General features: G+C 37.4%; 2 protein-coding genes. Both read left to right on the forward strand.

The window, feature by feature from the left end; translation table 11 throughout:
* The first annotated feature begins 147 nt into the window (after positions 1–147).
* A complete protein-coding gene (locus ABY905_RS15130) occupies positions 148–3,096 on the forward strand; it encodes a DNA polymerase III subunit alpha (protein ID WP_372645368.1) in 2,949 nt (982 codons plus the stop codon).
* Positions 3,097–3,331: 235 nt separating this feature from the next.
* Positions 3,332–3,546, forward strand: a 215-nt coding sequence (locus ABY905_RS15135) for a hypothetical protein (RefSeq protein ID WP_372645370.1), incomplete at its 3' end; no start/stop codon positions are given.

Consider the following 3,546-nt stretch of genomic DNA (forward strand, 5'->3'; position numbering starts at 1 on the left):
AAGACGGTAAAATAATTAAGAGCTATGAATTAAGAATTATGATTTCGATAGTTGTCGGGAAATAATTATGAGCATCTCGTTCATCGAGCGGAGATGTAGAAATGAATAATTACGGTTTTTGAATTTTAACCTTTTGTCCTTAGAAGTATGCTATTAAATTGCCATTCATATTACAGTTTCAAATACGGGACACTTTCGGTTGAAGACCTTTTAAAAGAAGCATCAACCGGCAAGCATACTGCCATTGCTTTAACAGATATTAATAATACGGCTGTAAGCCTCGATTTTGTAAGACGAGCAAAAGAGTTTGGAATTCGTCCTGTAGTTGGTGTTGACGTTCGAAATGGAATGGAACAGCAATATGTGCTGTTGGCTAAAAATGCTAAAGGGTTTTGTGAGATTAATGAATTTCTAAAGCCACATTTGCACAATGATATCCTATTTGAAAAAGATGCACCTGTATTAGACAATGTCTTTGTGGTTTATCCTTTTCAATCTGAACTAAGAGAGCTTAAAGAACATGAATATCTGGGAGTAAGCTCAAAGAACTTGCCGTATTTACCTTTTACGAAATGGAAAAATCATCAGGATAAGTTAGTGGTTTTACAAACTGCGAGCTTTCGAAATAAGCGAGATTACAACATACATCGATTATTAAGGGCGATTGATAAAAACACGCTTTTGAGTAAGCTTTCAAAACAAGAGCAAGCTGATTTTGGAGATCAATACAGAAGTCAGGCAGACGTGTTGGAATTGTATAAAGCATATCCGAAACTGATTGAGAATACTGAAAATTTGCTATCGGCTTGTAAGATGAGTTTTGAGTTTGGTACCAATAAGAATAAAAAACGATTTACGAATTCGGAAGAGGATGATTTCAAGTTGTTAAGACAACTGGCCTGTGATGGTTTGCAGTATCGGTATCAGAACGTGACAGACGAGATTCTTGACCGAATGAATAAGGAATTGAAGGTCATTCGGGAACTAAATTTCTGTTCCTATTTTTTGATTAATTGGGACTTAGTGTGCTATGCGCAAAGTCAGGGCTATTATCATGTTGGTAGAGGAAGTGGAGCGAATAGTCTGGTCGCTTACTTGTTAAAAATCACCAATGTTGATCCCGTTGAATTAGATCTTTATTTTGAACGATTTATTAACCCTTTCCGAACCTCTCCGCCCGATTTTGATATCGACTTTTCATGGACCGATAGAGATGATGTAACGCGATACTTGTTCGATAAATATGGGTGGGATAAGGTGGTTCTGCTTGGAAACTTTATTACTTTCAATCACAAATCAGCTTTCCGGGAAATTGGTAAGGTGTTTGGTTTGCCCGATGAAGAGATTGTTCGTCTGCAAAAAAATCCAAATCCTGATCAGGCTGATGAGTATGGGAAATGGGTGATTCGTTACAGTCAATATATTGCTGGTTTTCCGAGTCAAAATAGCATCCATTCAAGTGGCATTTTAATCGCAGATGCGCCGATAAGTCAATATTCAGCGACTGAACTTTTACCAAAAGGTTTCCCTTCAACCCAGTTCGATATGTATATAGCTGAGGATTTGGGTTTGCATAAGTTTGACATTTTGAGCCAGCGAGGTTTGGGTAAAATTAAAGACACCTTAAGCATCATCAAGCAAAATCATGGATTGGATATAGACATTTATGATACGAAACTATTCATGGAAGATGTGCGTGTAAAAAGCATGCTTAAAAAAGGACAAGCCATTGGTTGTTTTTATGTGGAGTCACCAGCAATGCGTATGCTTTTAACTAAGCTTAAAGCTGAGGATTACAAGCGTTTGGTGGCTGCCAGTTCTATTATTCGCCCGGGTGTGGCTAAAAGCGGTATGATGCGAGAATATATTATCCGTTTTCAGAATAAGGCTAGGAGAGAACAGGCGCGAAAGGAATTACCCGAACTCTATAAAATATTGGAAGAAACCTATGGCGTGATGGTTTATCAGGAGGATGTGATTAAGGTGGCTCACTACTTTGCAGGACTGACTTTGGATGAGGCTGATGTTTTGCGTCGAGGCATGTCGTGGAAGTTTAAGCAGAGAAATGAGTTTGGAAAAGTCAAAGATAAATTCTTTTCCAATTGCAAAACTAAAGGATATGCTGATGTGCTTGTGACAGATATTTGGAGACAGATTGAAAGCTTTGCCAATTATGCTTTTGCGAAAGGACATTCAGCCAGTTATGCGGTGGAGAGTTTTCAGGCGCTTTATTTAAAGGCCTATTACCCTTTGGAGTATATGGTTGCCACATTAAATAACGGTGGTGGTTTTTATTCAGCACAATTGTATTTGCACGAAGCTACTATGCATGGTGCAGATATTCAAGTGCCTTGTGTGAACCGATGTGTTTGGAAAAATACGATTCAGGATAAAACCATATGGCTGGGTTTCTATTTGTTAAGAGATCTGGAAAAAGGCACAGGTAAAGCTTTGATTAAGGAAAGGGAGGTGAATGGAGAATTTGCGAATTTGCGTGATTTTATCAAGCGTTGTCCCATTAGTTTGGAGCAGTTGGTCATTTTAATACGGATTGGAGCTTTCCGATTTACAGGTCAGGATAAAAAGGAGCTCTTGTGGGATGCGCATTTTTTATTGGGACACAGCAAGAAAACGAAACCTGAGAAAACGCTTTTCCAAACTGAAGTGAAAGAATTTCAGCTTCCAAAATTGTGGAGACATAACTTAGAGGATGCTTTTGACGAACAGGAATTACTGGGCTTATCGGTACAATCACCTTTTAAACTGCTAAAAGATGAACTGTCGTCCGATTTAAAGGCTTGTCATTTACCACGATTGATCAATCGTTATATTCGTATTGTTGGCTATTTAATTCATCGTAAACCGACCAGAGCCAGTAATGGTAAGCTGATGTATTTTGGAACCTGGATCGATTTGGATGGTCATTGGTTGGACACAGTTCATTTTCCCCCGGCAGCCATAGCATATCCTTTTCGAGGGCCTGGTTGTTACCTTATAGAAGGAAAGGTTGTTGACGAGTATGGCTTTCTAAGTATAGAAGTCTCTAAGATGGAACGAATGGCCAATTTGAGTATAGAAGATGTTGCAAATCAATAGTCAAGCCGATTGCAGTCATAAAACCACCTCAGTCAGCTTTCTGCTAATTGAGGTGGTTTCGTTTAAGGACGATATAAAAAGGGAAAATTGATATGAATCGATTATCCCTTTTTTTTAAACACTAAGTAGAAGTATTCTATTTTACATTCCTATATGAATATACAAATGTTAGTTATATTGTTTATTACATTCTTTTCATAAATTTGATCTCATGTTAATTTAAAAATGAAAGAGTATGTGGAATAAAATCAAACAAGCAAAGTATTTACTTTTAGGTCAATATTTCCTGCTAGGAATTATTTTAGGTGTATTTGTCTATCAATTCTTAACCCAATCTTTATTAAATCAGAGTATTGATTTGAGATTGCTCTTTGATAAAGAAACAATAGGATTCCTTATTGCATGCTTAGTCGGAGGCATTTCAGGAGGTATGGTTTTTATTATCATCTC

It is taken from the genome of Ancylomarina sp. (genome assembly GCF_041555295.1).
In the GTDB taxonomy this organism is placed as follows: domain Bacteria; phylum Bacteroidota; class Bacteroidia; order Bacteroidales; family Marinifilaceae; genus Ancylomarina.

Bases quoted from the DNA above. Each gene is read 5' to 3' on its own strand.
- ABY905_RS15130 (WP_372645368.1), top strand. From the start codon at position 148: ATGCTATTAAATTGCCATTCATATTACAGTTTCAAATACGGGACACTT.